21 protein-coding genes are annotated in these 20569 nt (G+C 64.8%); 9 read left to right on the top strand and 12 right to left on the bottom strand.

The genetic code is table 11. The annotated features are described in order from the left end of the window. Positions 1-398 precede the first annotated feature (398 nt). Together IVB28_RS09885 and IVB28_RS09890 are read left to right on the top strand one after the other, a co-directional pair. Positions 399-773 carry an Hpt domain-containing protein gene (locus tag IVB28_RS09885; protein WP_247525879.1) on the top strand — a complete coding sequence of 125 codons (375 nt, stop codon included), beginning with the start codon at positions 399-401 and terminating at the stop codon, positions 771-773. Between the two features lie 163 nt (positions 774-936). Then, positions 937-1257 (top strand): 2Fe-2S iron-sulfur cluster-binding protein, encoded by a 321-nt coding sequence (locus tag IVB28_RS09890; RefSeq protein WP_063203190.1) that lies wholly within the window; start codon positions 937-939, stop codon positions 1255-1257. 14 nt (positions 1258-1271) lie between these two features. Here the strand turns inward: IVB28_RS09890 and IVB28_RS09895 are convergent, their stop codons facing one another. Then, positions 1272-1739: a thioesterase family protein gene (locus IVB28_RS09895; RefSeq protein WP_247525880.1), complete on the bottom strand. Its 468-nt coding sequence runs from the start codon at positions 1737-1739 to the stop codon at positions 1272-1274. Positions 1740-1919: 180 nt separating this feature from the next. Here IVB28_RS09895 and IVB28_RS09900 point away from each other — a divergent pair, with 180 nt between their 5' ends. The 3 genes from IVB28_RS09900 to IVB28_RS09910 all read left to right on the top strand — a co-directional run bounded on the left by IVB28_RS09900 (position 1920) and on the right by IVB28_RS09910 (position 4337). Continuing rightward, positions 1920-2948, top strand: coding sequence for an NAD(P)/FAD-dependent oxidoreductase (locus IVB28_RS09900; RefSeq protein ID WP_247525881.1), 1029 nt, complete (start codon positions 1920-1922; stop codon positions 2946-2948). 124 nt (positions 2949-3072) lie between these two features. Next, a complete protein-coding gene (locus IVB28_RS09905) occupies positions 3073-3672 on the top strand; it encodes a DUF2147 domain-containing protein (RefSeq protein ID WP_247525882.1) in 600 nt (199 codons plus the stop codon). 293 nt (positions 3673-3965) lie between these two features. Continuing rightward, on the top strand, positions 3966-4337 hold the full coding sequence (locus IVB28_RS09910; protein ID WP_247525883.1) for a hypothetical protein: 372 nt from the start codon (positions 3966-3968) through the stop codon (positions 4335-4337). A 9-nt stretch (positions 4338-4346) separates the two neighbouring features. Here IVB28_RS09910 and IVB28_RS09915 read toward each other — a convergent pair whose 3' ends face one another. From IVB28_RS09915 to IVB28_RS09955, 9 genes are all read right to left on the bottom strand, one after another. Beyond that, positions 4347-4664, bottom strand: coding sequence for a hypothetical protein (locus IVB28_RS09915; RefSeq protein ID WP_247525884.1), 318 nt, complete (start codon positions 4662-4664; stop codon positions 4347-4349). 183 nt (positions 4665-4847) lie between these two features. Beyond that, a complete protein-coding gene (gene garD / locus IVB28_RS09920) occupies positions 4848-6389 on the bottom strand; it encodes a galactarate dehydratase (protein ID WP_247525885.1) in 1542 nt (513 codons plus the stop codon). A gap of 123 nt (positions 6390-6512) precedes the next feature. Then, entirely contained in the window at positions 6513-7961 is a 1449-nt protein-coding gene (locus IVB28_RS09925) for an aldehyde dehydrogenase family protein (protein ID WP_247525886.1), read from the bottom strand. A gap of 18 nt (positions 7962-7979) precedes the next feature. Next, entirely contained in the window at positions 7980-9323 is a 1344-nt protein-coding gene (gene gudD, locus IVB28_RS09930) for a glucarate dehydratase (protein WP_247525887.1), read from the bottom strand. Positions 9324-9347: 24 nt separating this feature from the next. Next, entirely contained in the window at positions 9348-10292 is a 945-nt protein-coding gene (gene kdgD, locus IVB28_RS09935) for a 5-dehydro-4-deoxyglucarate dehydratase (protein WP_247525888.1), read from the bottom strand. Positions 10293-10422: 130 nt separating this feature from the next. Further along, on the bottom strand, positions 10423-11328 hold the full coding sequence (locus tag IVB28_RS09940) for a LysR substrate-binding domain-containing protein (RefSeq protein ID WP_247525889.1): 906 nt from the start codon (positions 11326-11328) through the stop codon (positions 10423-10425). 122 nt (positions 11329-11450) lie between these two features. Then, complete coding sequence (locus IVB28_RS09945; RefSeq protein ID WP_247525890.1) at positions 11451-12803, bottom strand: MFS transporter; 1353 nt, start codon at positions 12801-12803, stop codon at positions 11451-11453. Positions 12804-13218: 415 nt separating this feature from the next. Next, positions 13219-15171 carry a hypothetical protein gene (locus tag IVB28_RS09950; RefSeq protein ID WP_247525891.1) on the bottom strand — a complete coding sequence of 651 codons (1953 nt, stop codon included), beginning with the start codon at positions 15169-15171 and terminating at the stop codon, positions 13219-13221. Between the two features lie 90 nt (positions 15172-15261). After that, positions 15262-16344, bottom strand: coding sequence for a YbhN family protein (locus tag IVB28_RS09955; protein WP_247525892.1), 1083 nt, complete (start codon positions 16342-16344; stop codon positions 15262-15264). A gap of 425 nt (positions 16345-16769) precedes the next feature. On the opposite strand from IVB28_RS09955, the gene IVB28_RS09960 reads away from it, so the two are divergent. Continuing rightward, positions 16770-17276: a ferritin-like domain-containing protein gene (locus IVB28_RS09960; RefSeq protein WP_247525893.1), complete on the top strand. Its 507-nt coding sequence runs from the start codon at positions 16770-16772 to the stop codon at positions 17274-17276. A gap of 50 nt (positions 17277-17326) precedes the next feature. After that, a complete protein-coding gene (locus IVB28_RS09965) occupies positions 17327-17491 on the top strand; it encodes a hypothetical protein (RefSeq protein ID WP_247525894.1) in 165 nt (54 codons plus the stop codon). A 2-nt stretch (positions 17492-17493) separates the two neighbouring features. Here IVB28_RS09965 and IVB28_RS09970 read toward each other — a convergent pair whose 3' ends face one another. Continuing rightward, on the bottom strand, positions 17494-17928 hold the full coding sequence (locus IVB28_RS09970; protein WP_247525895.1) for a hypothetical protein: 435 nt from the start codon (positions 17926-17928) through the stop codon (positions 17494-17496). A gap of 65 nt (positions 17929-17993) precedes the next feature. Between IVB28_RS09970 and IVB28_RS09975 the strand changes: the two genes are divergently transcribed. After that, a complete protein-coding gene (locus IVB28_RS09975; protein WP_247528502.1) occupies positions 17994-18581 on the top strand; it encodes a hypothetical protein in 588 nt (195 codons plus the stop codon). Positions 18582-18589: 8 nt separating this feature from the next. On the opposite strand, the gene IVB28_RS09980 is transcribed toward IVB28_RS09975, so the two are convergent. Further along, on the bottom strand, positions 18590-19933 hold the full coding sequence (locus IVB28_RS09980; protein ID WP_247525896.1) for a PLP-dependent aminotransferase family protein: 1344 nt from the start codon (positions 19931-19933) through the stop codon (positions 18590-18592). 182 nt (positions 19934-20115) lie between these two features. On the opposite strand from IVB28_RS09980, the gene IVB28_RS09985 reads away from it, so the two are divergent. After that, complete coding sequence (locus IVB28_RS09985) at positions 20116-20352, top strand: DUF1127 domain-containing protein (protein WP_247525897.1); 237 nt, start codon at positions 20116-20118, stop codon at positions 20350-20352. Positions 20353-20569: the final 217 nt, after the last annotated feature.

Consider the following 20569-nt stretch of genomic DNA (forward strand, 5'->3'; position numbering starts at 1 on the left):
GTTCAGTCCGAGCCCTCGTTACTTGTACGCGTCCCCCCGCGAGCCCTGCGCGCTACGCAAGCCCACAGACCGGATCATGCCGCTTGCGCGGATCTCCGAGCCGTCCCCACCCGGACGGCTTGTCCGCCAATTTCTGCAACATCCTATTGGCAGAGCGTCGCGAATGAAATGCCCGCGATTAAGACATTCTTAATCATCGTTAACAGGATCGCGCCCTAACGCCTTAGCAATAAATGCAATTCTCCACCGGCCGTGACCGATTGCGGCAACTTTTCGTCAATAAACCGGCAGATCTGCGTCAAACGGCCCAAACATTTCGGTAACCATTTCCATGCTTGGGTGAGGTGAAATTCGCCGCCGGACCGGCGGAACCGTCGCGCGATGCCGGGGCCTGCGCCATGACGCCTGAACTGCAACGGATGGACTGGATGCCCTCGCCCCCGCTTGCGCCCATCGACAGTCCGCTCGACCTCGACCATCTCTCCCGGATGACGCTCGGCGACGCGGAGCTGGAACAGGAAGTGCTGGCCATGTTCGCCGAGCAGGCGGTCCGCCTGATGGCGGCGATGGCGACGCTGCCGGCCGAGGCCGGTGCACTCGCCCACAAGCTCAAGGGCTCCGCCCGCGGGATCGGCGCTTTTGCGGTGGCCGATGCGGCAGCCAGCCTGGAGACCGCGATTCAGACCGGCCACAACCAGCGCCACGCCTTCGCCGCGCTGAAGGAGGCCGTGACCGAAGCCCGCGCCGCCATCAAGGCGATCTTGAAGGCTTGAGGCCAAGCGGCCAAGCCGGAGTCTAGTCGCTTGTTTTGACGGATTTTCTTGCCGCAAAGCGGGATTCACGTCGCATCAAAACCCTATGGCGCCCGGCTGATCGACCCGTTATAGGACAGCCCGGACCCTCCTTCATTCCAGCACCGCGGCAGCACGAGCACACATGGCCAAGATTCACTTTGTCGACCACAAGGGCGAAACCCGCACGGTGGAAATCGAGAACGGCGCAACGGTGATGGAAGCCGCGATCCGCAACAGCATTCCCGGCGTCGAGGCCGAATGCGGCGGCGCCTGCGCCTGCGCGACCTGCCATGTGTATGTCGACGAAGCCTGGCGCGAGAAGGTCGGCAGCCCGACACCGATGGAAGAGGACATGCTCGATTTCGGTTTCGACGTGCGCCCGAATTCGCGCCTGTCCTGCCAGATCAAGGTCTCCGACGAGCTCGACGGTCTCGTCGTGACGACGCCGGAACGCCAAGCCTGATCGTCCTCAATAGACTAACTGCTCGGCGGCGCGACCTCGATGCCGCGCTTGTGCCAGGGTCTGAGCTTCTCGACGATCTCCGCGCTGAGCGGCGCAGGCCGCCGCGTCGCCTCGTCGAGCATGACGCCGACCGACATCGCCGAGGCGATGCACTTTTCTTTCGAGAACACCACCTGCTCGAACGTCACTGAGGTTCGCCCCAGCTTCACCACGCCGAGGCCGAGCTCGATCGTGCCCGGCCAGTGCAGCTCGGCGCGGAAATGCATGTCGAGCCGCACCATGATCCACGCAAGCCCCGGCGGGGTCAGGCCGTACTGGGGAAGCTTCATCAGCGTGACACGGCCGGTCTCGAAATAGGTGGCGTAGACCGCATTGTTGACGTGCTGGTTGGGATCGAGATCGCCGAAGCGGACGTTGTCGCTGAGGCGGTAGGGAAAGTCCTCCAGGCGCGGCGTCGTATCGAGGCGACTTGGTGCGTTCACCGATTGATCTCCGTCATATCCTTGCTCGTTACAGCCCAGTTATCCTGCTCCGGCAAGAGGGTGCGGCTGCGGGGCGCTCCCGCTTTTATGCCTTCCCTGATCCATTGCCGTTGGCTAGACAGGCAGGGTCACCTCTGCCCAAGGCGCCGTCCAACTGATAACGACAGACAAAGAGACGACATGAGCGACGCGATCAAAACCGATGTGTTGATTATTGGCGCCGGCCCCTGCGGTCTGTTCGCCGCCTTCGAGCTCGGCCTTCTCGACATGAAGGCGCATTTCGTCGACATCCTCGACAAGGTCGGCGGCCAATGCGCCGAGCTCTATCCGGAAAAGCCGATCTACGACATTCCCGGCATTCCGCAGGTTTCGGGGCAGGGCCTCACCGACGCGCTGATGGAGCAGATCAAGCCGTTCCATCCGGTCTTCCATCTCGGCGAGATGATCGAGACCGTGGAGAAGATCGGCGATCCCCTGTTTCGCTGCACCACGGATGCGGGCAAGGTGTTCGAATGCAAGGTGTTGGTGATCGCGGCCGGTGGCGGCTCGTTTCAGCCCAAGCGTCCGCCGGTGCCGGGCATCGAGGCCTATGAAGGCACTTCGGTCCATTACGCCGTGCGCAAGATGGAAACGTTCCGCGACAAGAACGTGCTGATTGTCGGCGGCGGCGATTCCGCGCTCGACTGGACGCTCAATCTGCATCCAATCGCCAAGCGTATCACGCTGCTGCACCGGCGCGACGAGTTTCGCGCCGCGCCCCACAGCGTCGAGCAGATGCGCGCGCTGGTTGCCGCCGGCAGGATGGATCTGCGGCTCGGCCAGGTCACCGCTCTCTCCGGCGCCGAGGGCAAGCTCGCCGGTGCCACCATCAAGGGCAACGACAACAGTGTGAGCGACATTTCCTGCGACACCTTGCTGCCGTTCTTCGGACTGACCATGAAGCTCGGTCCGGTCGCGAACTGGGGCATTGCGCTGGAGAACAATCTGGTGCCGGTCGAGACCTCCGCGTTCGAGACCAACGTACCAGGCATCTTCGCGATCGGCGACATCAACACCTATCCCGGCAAGATCAAGCTGATCCTGTGCGGCTTCCACGAGGGCGCGCTGATGTCGCAAAAAGCCCATCGCTACGTCTATCCGGAGAAGCGGCTCGTGTTCCAGTACACGACCTCGTCCTCCAGCCTGCAAAAGAAGCTGGGTGTCAACTAACGACGTCCGAGGGGGCGCGCGATGCTCCATGTTTCTGGTGCTGGAACCGTTCGCGAAATCGCCGTAGTCTGCGGCCATTCCGGTCGTGGCTTGGCAACGTGATTGGCTCAGCAAGGTGATGATAATGCGGACTCTCTTTTCCAGCTTTCGGCTGCTCCCCTTCCTCGCGCTCGCATTGTCGCTGGCGGCGGTGACACCGTCTGCGGCGCAGACCGCCGAGCCGACGGCGGCCGGCCTCTGGCAGAAGGTCGAAGACGGCAAGACGGTCGGATGGTTCCTCTTCATCGACCATAACGGCATCTTCGAAGGCGTGATCGCAAAGACCTTCCCGCGACCCGGCGACGATCCGAACGAGATCTGCAGCAAGTGCACCGACGACCGCAAGAACGCGCCCGTGCTCGGCATCTCCTTCGTTCGCAACATGAAGCGCGAAGGCATGAAGTACGAAGGCGGCAACGTGCTCAATCCGCGCGATGGCCAGATCTGGAAGGCCAACATGAAGGTCAGTCCTGATGGCCAGACCCTGACGCTGCGCGGCTATCTCGGATTTTCGCTGCTCGGCAAGGACGAGACCTGGACGCGACTGCCTGACGCCAACATCGCCCAGGTCGATCCCGCCATCGTCGCAAAATATCTGCCCGCGCAGGCCGCGGCCACCAAGCCGCCGGCACCGACGACGAAGAAGAGCGGCGGCGGGATGATGGCGCCGGCGCCCAAGCAGTAAAGGCGTTCGTCGCGCACTGTGCCGCCTGATCGGCGGTAGCTCCGCGCATCGCCATCATTCCTCGTGCAGGCGGGCAAGGGCGAAAGTCGTCGGCGGCCATATCGGCCGAAAGACGAATGCGCCGCGGGCGCGCTCCAGTAGTTGCCCGGAATGCATGCTGGCGCTGGATTTGCATAGCTATCGCAGAGCTGCTGGGGGAATGAGTCGCTGCCCTCCGTGCCTTTCGCCGAGCCGCGGAGGGCGGTCGGTGCACGTTGTCCCAAGCGGCGATCGCTTCGGCCCGCGGAGACGACATGCGACTTGCAGGATTGTGTGTGGCGCCATTGCTGGGCCTGACTGCACTGGGCCTGACAGCAGTTTTTGCGACATCGGCGATGGCGCGCGACGACGGGCGCTACGCCAACTCGCCGTTAAAACCCTGGTTCGAAAGCCTGCACAGCGAATTCGGTCAGTGCTGCACCGACGCCGACGGCTACGTCATTGCCGACGTTGATTGGGAGTCCGATCGCGGCCGCTTCCGCGTTCGCAGCGACGAGGAGTGGGTCGTAGTGCCAGATGGCGCCGTGATCACCGTGCCGAACAAGATCGGCCGCACCATGGTATGGAAGCACTATATCGACGGCCATCCGCGCGTGCGCTGCTTCATGCCGGGCAGCATGACGTAAGCGCGAATGTCATTCCAGTCGGCACCGACCGCCGAACCCGGAACGACAGAACGACGCTTTGCGCGCTTCGCTTCCCGATATCGCGCTCGCGAGCCGCTGGACGCGCGGCGCCAACACCGACAGCTGCGCGGGCGAGGCGGGCATGCCGGCGACGATCATGGTGGGTGCGGCCGACTGCTCCTCGACGCCGGCACCGCCGAGCACCTGCACTTGCGTCGTCGAGATCGGAAACGATGTCACTTCGTAAGAGGGAAGCTCACCAGCGAAGGCGCCGGTCGAACTCGCAATCACGGTGCTCGCGACGGCGATCATGGTGAGAACACGCATTGGAAAATCTCCGTTGAAGACGTCAATCGGAGGTCTGGTCGTGGCGATGCCGGCACAGGTTCGCTCGTGTGCGAACAATCGATTGGCGGTCGGCGCAATAGTGGTTGCGTGATGCGAAAGGACGAACCGATGAAGAAGCTTTTCGCACCAATGTTTCCGGACGGTTTCGCGGCGTCGCAAGCCTCAGGTCACCGGTGCCGGATTGAACAACGTGAGATCGTTGTGGATGCCCCAGCGATCCGACCACGGTTTTGTGCGGCCGGAGGCGACGTCGAGGATCAGGCGGAACAGGTCCCAGCCGGTCTCCTCGATGGTCTTCTCACCGGTGGCGATGCGGCCGGCGTCGAAGTCGATCAGGTCCTTCCAGCGTCGGGCGAGCTCGCTGCGGGTCGCGACCTTGATGACGGGCGCGGCCGCAAGCCCATAAGGCGTGCCACGGCCAGTAGTGAACACCTGCAGCGTCATGCCGGAGGCGAGCTGGAGCGTGCCGCAGATGAAGTCGGACGCCGGCGTTGCCGCGAACAGCATGCCCTTCTGCGTCGCCTTCTCGCCGGGCGAGAGCACGCCGGTGATGGCGGATGATCCGGACTTGACGATCGAGCCCAATGACTTCTCGACGATGTTGGCGAGGCCGCCCTTCTTGTTGCCGGGGGTGGTGTTGGCGCTGCGGTCGGCGCCGCCACGGGCCAGATAAGAATCGTACCAGGCCATCTCGCGCACCAGCGCGCGGCCGACGTCCTCGTTGATTGCGCGCCGCGTGAGCAGTTGGATGGCGTCGCGCACCTCGGTCACTTCCGAGAACATCACGGTGGCGCCGGCGCGCACCAGCAGGTCCGCGGCGAAGCCGACGGCGGGATTGGCGGTGACGCCGGAGAACGCGTCGCTGCCGCCGCATTGCAGGCCGATGACGAGATCGGAGGCCGGGCAGGTCTCGCGGGTGCGTTTGTTGAGGATCTTCAGGCGCGCTTCGGCCTGGGTCATGATCGTATCGACGATCGCGCCAAAACCGTCGAAGGTTTCGTCCTGCATCCGCACGATGGCATCGCTGACGCCTTCCGGCACCAGCCGCTCGGGCGCGAGCTTTTCACAGCCGAGGCTGATGACCAGAATCTCGCCGCCGAAATTGGGGTTGAGCGCGAGGTTCTGCAGCGTGCGGATGGGCACCACTGCGTCGGGCGCGTTGATGGCGACGCCGCAGCCATAGGCATGCGTCAGCGGCACCACGTCGTCGACGTTGGGATACTTCGGCAGCAGCTCGGTGCGGATGCGCTTGACCGCATATTCCATCGTGCCCTTGACGCATTGCACGGAGGAGGAGATGCCCAAAATGTTTTTCGTGCCGACCGAGCCGTCCCGATTGCGATAGCCCTCGAAGGTGAAGCCTTCGAGCGGCGGCAGCGGCGCCGGCACGGCAGTCGAGATTTCGAGCTCGTCGAGGTCAGGGGCCTCCGGCATGCGGATGCGCGCCTCGTCCACCCATTCGCCGGCCAGGATCGGCGACAACGCATAGCCGATGATTTCGCCATAGCGGATGATCGGCGCGCCTTCCGCGATATCGACCAGCGCCGTCTTGTGGCCCTGCGGCACGAAGGCGCGCAGCGTCAGCCCGCAGGCAAAGCGGGAGCCGGCGGGAAGCCCGAAATCATTGACCACGATCGCGACATTGTCGCGCTCGTTGAGCTTGATGTAGCGGGGCTGCTCTTTCGCTGCGACGTCCTGGTCCATCTGCACTTGCCTCCGAAGCCATAGGGTGGGCAGAGGCGCAACGCGCCGTGCCCACCATGCGCTTCACATCCAACGTAAGCGGTGGGCACGCTTCGCGTTGCCCACCCTACGATATCCTCGTCGTTAGCCGGGAAAGGTGTAAGCCGTCTTCACCGTCGTATAGAACTCGCGCGCATACGAGCCCTGCTCGCGGGCGCCGTAGCTCGAGCCCTTCCGGCCGCCGAACGGCACGTGATAGTCGACGCCGGCGGTCGGCAGATTCACCATCACCATGCCGGACTCGCTGTTGCGCTTGTAGTGCGAGGCGTATTTCAGGCTGGAGGTGCAGATGCCGGAGGCGAGGCCGAACTCGGTGTCGTTGGAGATTGCCAGCGCTTCCTCGTAGTTCTTCGCACGAATGACGGCGGCGACCGGTCCGAAGATTTCCTCACGCGCGATGCGCATGTTGTTGTTGGCTTCGGTGAACAGCGCCGGCTGGAGGTAGTGGCCGGGGCTCTCGCGCTTGAGCAGCTCGCCGCCGAAGGCGAGCTTGGCGCCCTCGTCCTGACCGATCTTGATGTAGCGCAGGTCCTGGTCGAGCTGGCTCTGGTCCACGACAGGGCCGATATGCACGCCGGCCTTGAGCGCATCGTCGACCGACAGGCTGTTGAGCCGCTCGGCCACCGCCGCGACGAAGCGGTCGTGGATGCCTTCGGTGACGATCAGGCGCGAGGAGGCGGTGCAGCGCTGGCCGGTGGAGAAATAGGCCCCGTTGACGGCGACCTCGACCGCGGTCTTGAGATCGGCGTCGTCGAGCACGACCAGCGGATTCTTGCCGCCCATCTCGAGCTGGAACTTCTTCATCGGGTTCGAGAGCACGCAGGCCTGCGCGATCTTGCGCCCCGTTTGCACCGAGCCGGTGAAGGAGATCGCGGCGACGTCCGGGTGGTCGAGCAGGGTCTGGCCGACAACGGAGCCGGAGCCGACCACGAGATTGAACACGCCGGCGGGGATGCCGGAGCGGGTGATGATCTCGGACAGCGCATGCGCCGAGCCCGGCACCAGCTCGGCCGGCTTGAACACCACGGTGTTGCCGTAGCAGAGCGCCGGGGCGATCTTCCAGGCCGGGATCGCGATTGGAAAATTCCAGGGCGTGATCATGCCGACGACGCCCATCGGCTCGCGCGTGAGCTCGACGTCGAGACCGGGGCGCACCGAGGCGCCCTTCTCGCCGATCAGGCGCAGCGCCTCGCCGGCGAAGAACGCGAAGATCTGGCCGGCGCGGGCGACCTCGCCGACGCCCTCGGGCAGGGTCTTGCCTTCCTCGCGCGCGAGCAGGCGGCCGAGCTCTTCCTTGCGGGCGAGGATCTCGAGCGAAATCTTGTTCAGGGCGTCATAGCGCGCCTGCGGCGTCGACTGCGCCCAGGCGGGGAAGGCGGCCTTGGCGGCGGCGATCGCCTTCTCGGTCTGCGCCTTGTCGGCCTTGGCGTATTCGCCGACGACGTCGTTGGTGTTGGAGGGGTTGATGTTCCTGGTGACGCCGGAGCCGTCGACCCATTCGCCGCCGATGAAGTTCTTCAGGATCGCAGTCATCGTTTCCTCCAGAGTGTTTTACCGTACGAGGCAGGGACGCTTGTCGTCGAAGGTCCAGCCGGGGATCAAATCCTGCATGGCAATAGCGTCATCACGGGCGCCAAGTCCATGCTGCTTGTAGAGGTCATGCGCCGCATCGATAGCGGCCCTGTCGATTTCGATACCCAGCCCCGGCCTGTCGGGGACGGCAATCTTGCCGCCCTTGATCTGGAGCGGCTCTTTGGTCAGGGCCTGGCCGTCCTGCCAGATCCAGTGGGTGTCGATGGCGGTGACCTTGCCGGGTGCGGCGGCGCCGACATGGGTGAACATGGCCAGCGAAATGTCGAAATGGTTGTTGGAGTGCGAGCCCCAGGTCAGGCCGTTGTCGCGGCAGGTCTGGGCGACGCGTACTGAGCCCTGCATGGTCCAGAAATGGGGATCGGCCAGCGGAATGTCCACCGCGCCCAGGCGCAGCGCATGGGAGAGCTGGCGCCAGTCGGTCGCGATCATGTTGGTCGCGGTCGGCAGCCCCGTGGCGCGGCGGAACTCGGCCATGATCTCGCGGCCCGAGAAGCCGGCCTCGGCGCCGCAGGGGTCCTCGGCATAGGCGAGGATGCCGTGCATGCCCTTGCAGAGGCCGATCGCCTCATCGAGCGACCAGGCGCCATTGGGGTCGAGCGTCACACGCGCGTTCGGGAAGCGTTTTGCGATGGCGGTGACGGCCTCGATCTCCTGCTCGCCGCGCAGCACGCCGCCCTTGAGCTTGAAATCGGCGAAGCCGTAATGGTCGTGGGTGGCTTCCGCCAGCCGCACCACGGTCTCCGGCGTCATCGCCTCCTGATGGCGCAGGTTGAACCATTCCGCCTTGCCGGTCTCTCCCGCGACATAGTCCAGCCTGCTCTTGCGGCGGTCGCCGACGAAGAAGAGATAGCCGAGCGTCTCCACGCTCTTGCGCTGCAGGCCTTCGCCGAGCAGCGCCGCGACCGGCAGGTTGAGGTGCTGGCCGAGCAAATCGAGCAACGCAGATTCGATCGCCGTCACCGCGTGGATCATGACGCGGAGATCAAACGTCTGTTTGCCGCGGCCGCCGGCATCGCGGTCGGCGAAAGCGGTGCGGACGTCGGCGAGGATGTTGTTCATCGCGCCGACGGTCTTGCCGATGACGAGATCGCGGGCGTCCTGGAGCGTCTGCCAGATTTTCTGTCCGCCCGGCACCTCACCGAGTCCGGTGTGACCGGCATTGTCGGTGAGGATGACGATGTTGCGGGTGAAGAACGGCGCGTGCGCACCGCTGAGGTTGAGGAGCATGCTGTCACGGCCCGCGACCGGGATCACCTGCATCGCCGTGATGACAGGTGCTCCGGAGATATTGGTTTCGGCCATTGCATGCTCCTCGCTGGTGTCGTCCTATTCTGCAGCCTGTTGTGACGATCGGATGCCGGGCAGATTCTTCACCAGCGCGGTCACTTCCGCGATCTCCTGCTCGGTGAGATCGGTCAGCGGCGGCCGGACCGGTCCTGAGTCGCGGCCGATGATCTTCATGCCGGCCTTGATGATCGAGACCGCATAGCCCTTCTTACGGTTGCGGATCGCGATCAGCGGCAGGATGAAATCCTTCAGCCCGGCCTGGATCGTGGCGTGGTCGCGCTTGCGCACGGCCGTGTAGAAATTGGTCGCGAATTCCGGGACGAAGTTGAACACGGCGGAGGAATAGGTCGTCACGCCCATGTCGAGATAGGGCAGGGCGAAGGTCTCGGCCGTCGGCAGGCCGCCGACATAGGTCAGGCGGTCGCCGAGCTTGGTGTAGACGCGCGTCATCAGCTCGATGTCGCCGATGCCGTCCTTGTAGCCGACGAGGTTCGGGCAGCGCTCGGCAAGGCGGGCGAGCGTGTCGGGCTGGAGGATAGCGTTGTCGCGGTTGTAGACGATGACGCCGATCTTCACCGAGGCGCAGACCGCCTCGACATGGGCGGCAAGGCCGTCCTGCTCGGCATGGGTGAGATAGGGCGGCAGCAGCAACAGGCCGTCGGCGCCGGCCTTTTCCGCGCCGATCGCGATCTCGCGGGCGATCGCGGTGCCGTAGCCGGTGCCGGCGAGCACGGGCACGCGGCCCTTGGTCTCGTCGACGGCGATCTTGACGACTTGCGGAACCTCGGTCGGCGTCAGCGAGAAGAATTCGCCGGTGCCGCCGGCGGCGAACAGGCCGGCAACGTCGTAGCCGCACAGCCAGTCCATGTTGGAGCGGTAGGTCGCTTCGTCGAAGGAGTAGTCAGCCTTAAACGGCGTGACGGGAAAGGACAGGAGGCCAGATCCGATCTTCCGGGCCATTTCCTGCGGGGTCATCTTGCTCACGGACGCTGCTCCCTTATCGCGTGTTGTGGAGGACGCGGGGCCAAAGCCTGCGGGTCCATGCGCCGTGGTTTAGGAGACCGTTCGATGCGGGTCCAAGCCAAAGCCTATATCGACCGATGCGAAATCAGCATCAATCATCCGATGGCTCCGCGGAAGCGAGTTCACCGGCGATTTTGACCAGCGCCGACAGCAGTGGATTCTCGTCGTCGCGGCGCCAGACCATGAACAACTCGACCGGGACGCGCGTGCGCAGCTTCAGCGGGCGCAAGCGCACGTCGGAAATCTTCAGGCTCGCAGCCGCCGCCGGCACGATGGCAAGACCGAGGCCGGCGCGCACCATGGCGAGGATCGAGTGGATCTGGCTCAAATGCTGGACGTAGCGCGGCAGCACGTCGGTGCGGGTGAACAGCGCCACCAGGAGATCGTGGAAGTAGCGGCTCTCATAGGGCGAATACATCACGAAGGGCTGGTCGTCGAAATCCTTGATGGTGACGCTGTCGGCATTCGCGAGCGGATGCTTCTTCGGGATCGCGGCGAGCAGGGGCTCGGCGACGACGCGGCGGCTGGCGAGTTCGGGCCGCGCGATCGGCGGCCTGAGCAGGCCCGCGTCGATCTGGCCCGAGGTCAGCGCCTCGAACTGGTCGCCCGACACCATCTCCTTCAGCGAGAAGTCGACCTCGGGCAGCCTGGCGCGGCACGCGGCGACGAGCTCGGGCAGGAAGCCATAGGCGGCCGCCGCGGTGAAGCCGATCTTCAGCGAGCCGGTCTTGCCGAGCGCGATGCGGCGGGCGACTTGCGAAGCGCTTTCGGCAAGCTTGAGGATGCGGCGCGCCTCCGGCAGGAAGCTGCGCCCCGCAGGGGTGAGACGGACCGAGCGGCTGGTGCGTTCGAGCAGAGGCGCGTCGATGATATGCTCGAGCACCTGGATCTGCCGCGACAGCGGCGGCTGGGTCATGTTCAGCCGCGCGGCGGCGCGGCCGAAATGCAATTCCTCCGCCACCGTGACGAAACAGCGGAGCTGGTTGAGGTCGAACATCGATACATGCCTTAGATGGATAAGGCGTTTCCCCGGCACTTCTAGCATCGATTACCCCCGAAACAAAGACGGCGGCTGTGAAGCCGCCGTTAAGTTGCCTGATCAAGCTCCCATGGGAGCCCTCAGGAGGAACGTTTGAGCGTCACCCGCTCGATCTTGCCCACGATCACGAGATAGGCGAATGCGGCCACCAGCGCGTTGGCGCCGACGAACACCAGCGCGCCGTTGAAGGAGCCGGTCGCGGCCAGGATGTAGCCGATCACGATCGGGGTGGTGATCGAGGAAAGATTGCCGAAGGTGTTGAACAGGCCGCCCGAGACACCGCCGGCTTCTTTTGGCGAGGTGTCGGAGACCACCGCCCAGCCGAGCGCACCGATGCCCTTGCCGAAGAAGGCGAGCGCCATGAAGCCGACCACCAGCGCCTGTCCGTCGACATAGTTGCAGGCGATGATCGACATCGACAGCAGCATGCCGCCGACGATCGGGATCTTGCGCGCCATGGTCAGCGAGCCGGTTTTGCGCAGGATGGCATCGGAGATGACACCGCCGAGCACGCCGCCGATGAAGCCGCACAGCGCTGGCAGCGTCGCGACGAAGCCGGCCTGCAGGATCGACAGGCCGCGCTCCTTGACCAGATAGACCGGAAACCAGGTCAGGAAAAAATAGGTCAGCGTGTTGATGCAGTACTGGCCGAGATAGACACCGAGCATCATGCGGTTGGAGAGCAGCTGGCGGATGTGGTCCCAGCCGGAGCCGGCCTCGGGCGAACGCGCGCGGGGCAGATCGTCCTTGGGCGCGTCGAGATCGACCAGCGCGCCGCCTTCCCTAATGTACTCGAACTCGGCGTCGTTGATCGAAGGATGCTCCTTCGGGCCATAGATGGTCTTGAGCCAGACGAAGCCCATGACAATGCCGAGCGCGCCCATCACGAAGAACACGAAGCGCCAGCCGTAAGAGTGCGCAATCCAGCCCATCAGCGGCGCGAAGATCACGGTGGCGAAATATTGTCCCGAGTTGAAGAAGGCCGACGCGGTGCCGCGCTCGCTGCTTGGAAACCAGGCCGCGACGATGCGGGCATTGGCGGGGAAGGAGGGCGCTTCCGCGACGCCGACCAGGAGGCGGAGCGCGAACAGCACGACGATGGCCGCGCCGGCGCTGAGGAAGCCGACCCAGCCCTGCATCAGCGTGAACAGCGACCAGATGATGATGCTGAAGGCATAGACGATGCGCGAGCCGTAACGGTCCAGCAGCCAGCCGCCCGGCACCTGCGCCACGACATAGGACCAGCCGAAAGCCGAGAAGATCCAGCCCATGGCGACGGGATCGAGATGCAGCTCCTTGGAGAGCGCCGGGCCTGCGATCGACAGCGTGGCGCGGTCGGCATAATTGACGGTGGTGACCAGGAACAACATGGTCACGATGAGCAGCCTGACGCGAGACCTCCTCGCATCCGTTGCGGACACCACTGCGCTCATCAGGCGCCTCCTTAGAACTCGAACCGTTTCCCCGAGACGAGTCCTAGAGGCGCACGCGGCAAAGTGTCCAAGCTCAAGGCAGTATCGATCGATGCCGTTTTTGGATTGATGGAACGGCAGGTCGGGGGGAACGTTACGCGGAGATCGCGAACCTGCTCGTCGCGCATTCTGCTGTCATTCCCCCCGAAGGCGGGGAATCCAGCACGCCGAGGCTTTTCGATTCAATCACTGCTGCCGCGGCTTACTGGATCGCCCGGTCAAGCCGGGCGATGACGCCGAGAGTGTGGACGGTGCTAGCCAAACTCGTCATTGCGAGCGTAGCGAAGCAATCCAGGAATCTTTCCGTGGAGGGACTCTGGATTGCTTCGTCGCAAGAGCTCCTTGCAATGACGCGTGGCGAAAGCTCGCGCCGGCCCTACTGCCTTGCGCTCGGCAACAGCTGCGGCAGGAATCCGCGCGTCACGCCCGGGGGCACGGCATCCAGACCAAGCACGGCGCTTGCGGCCGGCAGCGCCGCATCTGCCATCGCGGCGTGGCCCTCGGCGCTCGGATGCACGGCGCCGCCATAGACGGCGGAGAGCACGCCCCAGGTCGCGTCGTGGATGTCGGTCGGCTGGCTCGCCGCCGGCAATCCTTGCGGATAGGTCATCGCGGCAAAATAGCTGTCATTGGCGTCGCGGATCCAGCGCCCGCGGGGCAGGTAGGCGCGATATTCCGAGGCGCCGCGGCCGCACAGCATCGGCTGGCTCGCTGCGCTCACGATGTCAGGATTGAAGCTCGGGCCGTTCTCGGCAAAGCAGGCGCGGTCGAATTCCGGATCATTGCCCGAATGGGCGCAAAAACCGTGATCGGCGAACGCTGCCTGATGCGCATCGACGAAGGTCATGCGGTCGGCTTCGGGATCGCGGCACAGCGCACCGCGCGTGCAGGTGGCGAGCCCCTTCAGCTGCGGCAGGAATTCGGTGTCAACGAAGGTCGAGACGCGGGCAAGGCGCTGCGGATCGGCGTTGAAGGACGGATGAATGTCGAAGCCGGCCCGGCCGCCGCGACAGGGCACGCCGCCCTCGGCGAGCGCGGGATTGGCGTAGGAGACATAGACCACGTGCGAGAGGTCGCCGCCGACCAGCGGCTTCAGTGCCTCACGCAGCTTGACGAAATTCTGCGGCAGCTCGCGCGCCAGCGCGTCACGGGAATCGTCGACGCTCGCCATCACGCCGGAGCGGCGGAACAGCGTGCGCTCGGTCGCGGTCTCGACGATCACGTCGGCGACGAGACCGGAGAAATAGACGTCGTTGGCGCCAACCGAGAGCAGCACGAGGTCAAGCGTGCGGTCGGGCTGGCGTTTCTTCGCCGCGGTCAGCGCCTCGCGCAGCTCGGCGACCTGCGCGTTCACGCTGGTGTTGCATACGCCGGTCTTGCCGGGCGGGCATTCGCGGGCGCGCTGCGAGCCGAGCAGCCCGTCGCCGATGCTGGCGCCGGTGCAGGCAAGCGGCAGATAGGTCACCGCGATGTGGGTGTAGCGCACCGCGAGCGCCAGCGCGGTGCGTGTCTGGTAGCTGTACAGCGAGCGGTGGCAGGGCGCGTTGAACCAGAGCGCGCTGTAGCGTTGCCAGTTGGCGAGCGTATCCGGCGCCTCGCAGGCGCGGCCGCCCCTGAAGCCGTGGCGGCTCGGACGGTAGTACTGTGCTCCGGCGGTGCCGAGATAGGAGCGGAAGCAGAAGCCTTCGTCCGAGAGCGCCAGCGGCCGGTCCGGATTGCCTTCGCCTGAAGCGATGCTGTCGCCGAGACCGGCGACGAAAATGTCGCGGACCTGGATCTCGGTCTGGACGCGCTGGCCCGGATCGGAGCCGGAGGAGACGTCGACGGTTGCGACCGTCTGCTTGCCGTAGCGGACACGCAAGTTGATCGGCTCGGCGCAGTCGAAGGTCGATTGTTGCGGGCCGTCGCCGTCGTCGAACGACCAGGCGCAAGTGGCGCCGACCGGCACGGCGCCGACAAGGCGCACGGTGACGGGGTGGTCGATCGGGGTGAGGTAGTTTTCCTTGGTGTTATCGCGGGTGCAGGGCTGGTTGACCCGGCCCTGCAGGTCGATGCAGAGGCGGTTGACCATGTTGCGGGCCCAGCCGCGGCCTTCGCTCTGGAGCTCCAGCGATTGTTCAGCGGCCAGGATGTTGCGGTTGCGCGCGTTCTCGACGTGGAGCAGGAAGTCGCGCTCCTCGCGGAACAGCCGGAAGCGGTTGCGCACCTCCCAGGTGATCTGCAGGGCGCCGGCATCCTGAGCGGCAGCGCGCTCGGGCGGCAAGACGACCAGAATTGCCGCAAGCAGGAGGGCGCCAGCGGAAAGAGTACGAAGGGGATGAGGGATCATGGCCCGCTGTTCAACGGCAAAGTTGAGGCGGAAATAAGAGAGGATTGCTCCCCCGCCTGCAACCTTGGTCTTACGGATTCGAGGATCCGCCTACCGCTTGCCGGCCTGCCGCAGCGCCCGTTCACGCTCGATCGCGGCCACCTGCTTGGGCAGATTAGCCTGGGCACAGGCTTCGGCCAGCCGTCGTCGCTCCTGCCACGGCGCGACCACGTTCATCCAGAGCTCGCGCGTGCCCATGATGGAGATGGCGAGGCCGAACGGGATCACGAAATAGAGGATGCGGAACACCAGCAGCGTCGCCAGAAGCTCCTCGCGGCCGAATTGGGGCAGCGCCACCAGCATGGCGGCATCGAACACGCCGATCGAGCCGGGCGCATGGCTTGCAAAGCCGATCAGCGTCGCCAGGATGAACACCACGGCAAGCGACATGAAGTCGATCGGTGGATTGGCAGGCATCAGCAGATACATTGCCAGGGCGCAGAAGCCGAGATCGACCACGCCGATCAGGATCTGGACCAGCGTCAGCGGCGCCGACGGCAGCACCACCTTCCAGCCCTTTTGGCCGAGCTCCCGTCGCTTCTCGCCCATGCAGAGCCAGACCAGATACGCGCCGATCGCGGCAAGGCCCCCGAGCGCGATCAGCCGGTTGATCGACGACGGCAGCTGATCCATCGAGGACGCCGCATCCGGATGGATGGCCAGGCCGATCGAGAGCACGAAGATGTTACCGAGCCAGAAGGTCAGGCCCGACAGGAAGCAGATCTTGGCGACGTCGATCGCATTCAGCCCGTAATCCGAATAGATTCGGAAGCGGATCGCGCCGCCGGTGAAGACGGTGGCGCCGATGTTGTGGCCGATCGAATAGGACGTGAAGCTGGAGAGCGCCGCAATGCGATAGGGCACGTGCTTCTTGCCGATCGTTCGCAGCGCAAAAAAGTCGTAAAATGTCAGCGTACAGAACGCGAAGAAGACGCAGATCGCCGCCAGCCCGATGCTCCCGCGGGGAATCTCGGTCAACGCGGTCAGGATGACCCCGGTGTCGATGCCCTTGAGGGTCCGCACCAGCGTGGTGATCGCGAAGGCGATGATGAAGACGCTCGCGGCAATGCCGAGCCGTCGCCAGCCGATCCATCTCGTGAAGCCGCGTTTCAGCGCGGTCAGCAGTCCGTGCATTCATCCTCCCGGCGGGGGGCAAGACCGACCGGGCCAGACATTGGCCAGTCGGGTGCGATGATGGCCAAAGCAGGCACCGATCGCTAGGCATGATCAAGCTCATTTAAGGCAAAAACAGCGGCTTGTGCAGCCCTTGACAACAATAGGTTCTGCGCTGGACGGCTACTTTTGTCATACGCGGTTCACATCGCAAGCGCGTTAAGCATAGGAGTCGTGAAACCCGCCGGCTCGCGCATCTCGTGTGCTGACATGATTTCGGATCCCGGCCTCATCCGCCTTGTTCCAGCGCAAGCCTTTTACGAGCCATTTTGGAACGTCGCTGCTGCCCGCTCGTTGTGCCCCATCAGCAATCGAACATGGCGGAATAAGCGGCTTTTCCTGCAAGCTGCTGCCTTCGTGTTCCTGAAACCGAAAGAGGACGAACGATGGGACTGTTCACAAAAGATATCAAAACCATGAACGACCTGTTCGTGCACCAGCTCCAGGACATCTATTACGCCGAGCAGCAGCTGACCAAGGCGCTGCCGAAAATGGCAGACAAGGCCACCGATCCGCAGCTGAAGCAAAGCTTTTTGACGCACCTCGAGGAAACCAAGCAGCACGTCGCGCGGCTCGAGGAAGTATTCAAGATGCATGGCGTCGCGGTGAAGGCGGTCGACTGTCCGGCGATCGACGGCATCATCGAGGAGGCCGACGAGACCGCCGGGGAGGTCGCCGACAAGGCGGTGCTCGACGCCGCGCTGATCAACGCGGCGCAGGCCGCCGAGCATTACGAGATCGTGCGCTACGGCAGCCTGATTGCATGGGCCAAGCAGCTCGGCCGCAACGACTGCGCCAGCGTGCTCGCCAAGACGCTCGAGGAAGAGAAGGCGACCGATAAAAAGTTGACGACACTCGCCGAGAGCAAGGTGAACCTGCGCGCGGCGAGCTAAGCTCAAGACTGACCGGAATGGCGCCGCGCGGTCATCCGCGCGGCGCTTGCATGCCCTGCATCATCGTTGGCGCCGAGTATTCATCGCCGAGCTGTCTGCGCAGCTTCCCGTTCGACAATATCAAGATCGACTGCTCCTTCGTGTCGGAGCTAGCGACGCGCGAGGATTCGATGGCGGTCATGCTGGACCGCGCGCGGCTGTGGGCGTCGGCTTAGGGTTAGCCGCGGCGCAGCGCGAAATGGGCGCCGCAGAATGCCATCACGGCGCCGAGGCACAGCGCGGCGAGGCCGGTCAGCACGCTCGAGACGGTCGGGATCGGGCTCGGTGCCGACGCCACCTGGCCCGCACCCGCAAGCAGCAGCACGCCGACCGCGATCAGGAATTGCCGCATCCGTTGCGGGATCTGGCCGTCGGCGGCGCTCTGCATCAATGTTGCCGCGAAATAGCCGCCGGAGAAGCCGATCGAGGCAATCAGCCACCACGCGATCGCCGCGCCAGCGGGGATGAACTCGTGCGTGTCGGAGCGCCAGAGCCCGCCGAGGTCGAGCCCGTAACGCGCGCCCAGCATGTGCACCGCGAGCGCGAGCAGCACGCCCGATATCACGGCGGCGCCGAGAATCAGGTGGCGCGGAAAAAATGTCGTCTCAGCCATGCCCCGCTTGTAGGATGGGCGAGGGCGCTCGCGCAAGCGGATCGCGGACGGGATTGATTGTGAAGATGCAGGGTTCGCAAGCTGAGGCCACTGCGGCCACGAGCTACGCCTACAAGGCGTCGCTGATCGGCTCGGCGCATCGCTTCGAGCTGACCGAGGACGGGCTTTCCTGGCACATCGCCGGTCGCTCGGGCCTGTGGCCTTATGACGAGATCTCCGCGATCCGGCTGTCGTTCCGCCCGGTCTCGATGCAGCAGCACCGCTTTCGCGCCGACGTCAGTCACAGCAGTGGCCGCCGTATCGCCATCCTGTCGACGAGCTGGCAGACCGCGGCGCTGATGGCGCCGCAGGACTACGGCTTTCGCGCGTTCATCGTCGCGCTGCACGCGCGGATGGCGAAGGCGGGCAGCCGCGCGGCGCTGACCGCCGGGCTTGGCCGCGCGGCCTATGCGGCGGTGCTGGCGTTCCTGGCGGTGCTGACAGTGGCGATGGCGGGCCTGTTGATCCGCGCGCTGGTGATCGGCGAGTTCGCCGGCGCCCTGTTCATTCTCGGTTTTGCTGCGCTGTTCGCCTGGCAGGTCGGCGGCTTCGTGAGGCGCAACCAGCCGCGGAGCTATAGCTTCGATCAATTGCCCCGGTCCTTGCTGCCATAGACCGGTCGCTATTCCGTCGAGTCGAAATCCTCTTCCTTGGTGCCGAGCAGCGACACGATCGTGCGCAGGCCGGAATCGAGCTGCTCGAGGGTGGGCGGGGCGAGTGCGAGGCGCACTGCGTTCGGTGCATGGCCGTGGGCGATGGCGAAGGTGGAGGACGGCGTCAGCGCGATGCCGCGCCGGGCCGCAGCCGCCACGAAGGTCTGCGAGCGCCAGTGCGGCGGCAGCGTCAGCCACAGATGATAGGAGCGCGGGTCGGCGGCGAGCTGGTAGCCGGCCAGCAGCCTTGCGGCGGTCTGCTGGCGCCGCGCGGCGTCGATCCGCTTCAGCCGCGTCAGTTCGGCAACGGTGCCGTCGGCCATCAACCGCTGCCCGGATGCGAGCGCGTGCCCGGAGGCGATCCAGCCGCCGGTCCGCACCGCGCTCATCACGCTTTCGCGCAAATGAGGCGGCGCCACGAGGATACCGAGCGCAAGGCCCGGCGCGACCTTCTTGGACAGGCTGTCGACCACGATGCAGCGGTCGGGCCCGAGTGCCGCCAGCGGCGTATCGTCCGCGAGGAAGCCGTAGACGGCGTCCTCGATGATGGTGAGGTCGAGCTTTTCGGCGACGCGCATGATGTCGGCGCGCCGCGTCGCGCTCATGGTGACGCCGAGCGGGTTCTGGATGATGGGCTGGAGATACAGCGCCGACAGATGCGCCTCGCGGTGCGCCTTCTGGATGGCGTCGGGCCGCGCGCCATGCTCGTCCATGGGAATCGGGACCAGCGTCACACCCAGCCGCGCCGCGATGCTTTTGACGTAAGGGTAGGTCAGCGCCTCGACGCCGCAGCGGCCTCCGGTGGGAACGAGCGCGGCGATCGCGGCCGCGAGCGATTGCTTGCCGTTGGCGGTGAAGACGATCTGCTCCGCCTGCGGCGCGAAATCCTTGCGGGCAAGATAGGCGGCCGCAGCATTGCGTGCGCTCTTGGTACCGGTGCTGGTTGAGACGCGCAGCGCGGATTCAAGCGCCTCGGCGCGCTCGAGGCCCGCAAGGCTCTTGGCGATCATCGCCCATTGCTGGGGCAGCAGGGGATAATTGACCTCGAAATCGATCCGCGCATCGCGCGGTTCGCTCAGTGCCTCGACCTCGCGCCTGATGTCGCCGGAGATGAAGGTGCCGCGGCCGACCTCGCCGACGACGAGCCCACGGCGGAGCAATTCCGTATAGACCCGGCTTGCGGTCGAGACCGCGATGCCACGGTCATAGGCAAAATTGCGCTGCGGCGGCAACCGGTCGCCGGGCCTTAACCTGCCGTTAGCGATATCGACCGCAATGGCATCGGCAAGCTTCACGTACTCGAATTTGGACATTATTGCACCGAGAGCAATGTTTTACTTGCTCCGAGAAGTGTACTGGAGCATTTAAGTTCCATCAAGTTCCGCGATTGAGCCGAGGTGAGCGAGAGCAATCCGACGGCAATGAGGTGCAAGCGCTTGGCGCTTGCGCCAACGGCATCGGCTTTGCCGCGCGGGACGACTGCCGGAGAAGAAAAATGACCCTGATCTCACAAACTGCCGGGCGGAGCTTACGCCCATCCTCATCGAGCGGATTTTTTGCAACTCTCGCCAGTGCCGCCTACGCGCTGTTCGGACGCCTGGAGCGCCGCTCCGCTGTCAAGACATTGAACGAGCTCGACGACCGCGCCCTGCGCGACATCGGCATCACGCGCAGCCAGATCGAGGACGCCGTCTATGGACAGGTCAAGGCCGAGCTGACGCGATATCTGTAGGACGCTTCGAAGATCATCATGCTTGGCCAGGCCGGGCATGATGATCTCTCGTGTGACAATGCCTCCGCATCGTCATTGCGAGCGCAGCGAAGCAATCCAGAATTGTTCCGAGGCGGCAGTCTTGATTGCTTCGCTGCGCTCGCAACGACGGTGTTTGTGGCACTGGCGTCGTTCTCAATTCCTCTTCGAGCGCGGCAGATACCGGATGTCATCCCTT

Origin of the sequence: Bradyrhizobium sp. 199 (assembly GCF_023073355.1) — a bacterium.
Taxonomy (GTDB): Bacteria; Pseudomonadota; Alphaproteobacteria; order Rhizobiales; family Xanthobacteraceae; genus Bradyrhizobium.

Bases quoted from the DNA above. Each gene is read 5' to 3' on its own strand.
- IVB28_RS09940 (WP_247525889.1), bottom strand. From the start codon at position 11,328: ATGTTCGACCTCAACCAGCTCCGCTGTTTCGTCACGGTGGCGGAGGAA.
- IVB28_RS09985 (WP_247525897.1), top strand. From the start codon at position 20,116: ATGACCCTGATCTCACAAACTGCCGGGCGGAGCTTACGCCCATCCTCA.
- IVB28_RS09965 (WP_247525894.1), top strand. From the start codon at position 17,327: ATGCCCTGCATCATCGTTGGCGCCGAGTATTCATCGCCGAGCTGTCTG.
- IVB28_RS09955 (WP_247525892.1), bottom strand. From the start codon at position 16,344: ATGCACGGACTGCTGACCGCGCTGAAACGCGGCTTCACGAGATGGATC.
- IVB28_RS09915 (WP_247525884.1), bottom strand. From the start codon at position 4,664: ATGCGTGTTCTCACCATGATCGCCGTCGCGAGCACCGTGATTGCGAGT.
- IVB28_RS09945 (WP_247525890.1), bottom strand. From the start codon at position 12,803: ATGAGCGCAGTGGTGTCCGCAACGGATGCGAGGAGGTCTCGCGTCAGG.
- IVB28_RS09885 (WP_247525879.1), top strand. From the start codon at position 399: ATGACGCCTGAACTGCAACGGATGGACTGGATGCCCTCGCCCCCGCTT.
- IVB28_RS09925 (WP_247525886.1), bottom strand. From the start codon at position 7,961: ATGACTGCGATCCTGAAGAACTTCATCGGCGGCGAATGGGTCGACGGC.
- gudD (WP_247525887.1), bottom strand. From the start codon at position 9,323: ATGGCCGAAACCAATATCTCCGGAGCACCTGTCATCACGGCGATGCAG.
- IVB28_RS09890 (WP_063203190.1), top strand. From the start codon at position 937: ATGGCCAAGATTCACTTTGTCGACCACAAGGGCGAAACCCGCACGGTG.
- IVB28_RS09950 (WP_247525891.1), bottom strand. From the start codon at position 15,171: ATGATCCCTCATCCCCTTCGTACTCTTTCCGCTGGCGCCCTCCTGCTT.
- IVB28_RS09975 (WP_247528502.1), top strand. From the start codon at position 17,994: ATGCAGGGTTCGCAAGCTGAGGCCACTGCGGCCACGAGCTACGCCTAC.
- IVB28_RS09960 (WP_247525893.1), top strand. From the start codon at position 16,770: ATGGGACTGTTCACAAAAGATATCAAAACCATGAACGACCTGTTCGTG.
- garD (WP_247525885.1), bottom strand. From the start codon at position 6,389: ATGGACCAGGACGTCGCAGCGAAAGAGCAGCCCCGCTACATCAAGCTC.
- IVB28_RS09980 (WP_247525896.1), bottom strand. From the start codon at position 19,933: ATGTCCAAATTCGAGTACGTGAAGCTTGCCGATGCCATTGCGGTCGAT.
- IVB28_RS09970 (WP_247525895.1), bottom strand. From the start codon at position 17,928: ATGGCTGAGACGACATTTTTTCCGCGCCACCTGATTCTCGGCGCCGCC.
- IVB28_RS09905 (WP_247525882.1), top strand. From the start codon at position 3,073: ATGCGGACTCTCTTTTCCAGCTTTCGGCTGCTCCCCTTCCTCGCGCTC.
- IVB28_RS09900 (WP_247525881.1), top strand. From the start codon at position 1,920: ATGAGCGACGCGATCAAAACCGATGTGTTGATTATTGGCGCCGGCCCC.
- IVB28_RS09910 (WP_247525883.1), top strand. From the start codon at position 3,966: ATGCGACTTGCAGGATTGTGTGTGGCGCCATTGCTGGGCCTGACTGCA.